Here is a 682-nt window from a genome sequence, read left to right as displayed (position 1 = left end):
TGTCTAGTCCTGAAATAGGTTTACACATTTTCAACTAGCATTTCTCTACTCAGAACCCCCTATGTACCGCATCGGGGGTTCTGTATTTCAACGCATGATGCGGCCGCTCCGCGTTGTAAATATCTACTGCTTCACGCACCATCTCCCGCGCTTGCGCCAAATCCTGCGGGCTTTGCAACAATAACTCTCCTTTCAAAATCCCGTTCACCCGCTCCGCCAACGCATTCTGATAACAGTCATACCCATCCGTCATCGAGCATTTCACCCCGTACCGTTCATGTAATGACTGATACAGTCCCGAGCAATACTGCACGCCACGGTCTGAGTGATGGATTAGCTCCCCGCTGCCACACCGTTGCTTCAGCGCTTTCTTGAACGCCATCGCCACCGACTCCGCGTGCATCCCTTCGTGCACGTGATGGCCCACTATCTTGCGTGAGTAGGCATCCGTCACCAGGCTCAGGTACAGCGGCCCGCTCCTGGCTGGCAGATAGGTGATATCAGCGACCCAGACCTGCTCCGGGGCCACCGGCGTAACCTGCTCTGGTCCCGCTTTGAGCAAGTTGGGATGACGGTAGAAACGGTGAAAACTGTGGGTGGTCTTGTGATACGCCCGCTTAAGCTGCACCAGCAGGCGGTGCTCGGCCAATATCCGAAACAGCCTGTCCCGCCCGACCTTGAG

General features: G+C 55.7%; 1 protein-coding gene. It reads right to left on the bottom strand.

Going from position 1 to position 682, the window contains the following annotated elements; all coding sequences use genetic code 11:
* Positions 1 to 49 precede the first annotated feature (49 nt).
* Positions 50 to 682, bottom strand: a 633-nt coding sequence (locus G5149_RS20890) for an IS3 family transposase (protein WP_421213594.1), incomplete at its 5' end; no start/stop codon positions are given.

The sequence above is a fragment of the Aeromonas sp. 600479 genome, from assembly GCF_049175515.1.
In the GTDB taxonomy this organism is placed as follows: domain Bacteria; phylum Pseudomonadota; class Gammaproteobacteria; order Enterobacterales; family Aeromonadaceae; genus Aeromonas; species Aeromonas veronii_A.
The sequence above is the reverse complement of the archived record's forward strand: the minus strand, read 5'-3'. Positions and strand labels throughout refer to the sequence as shown.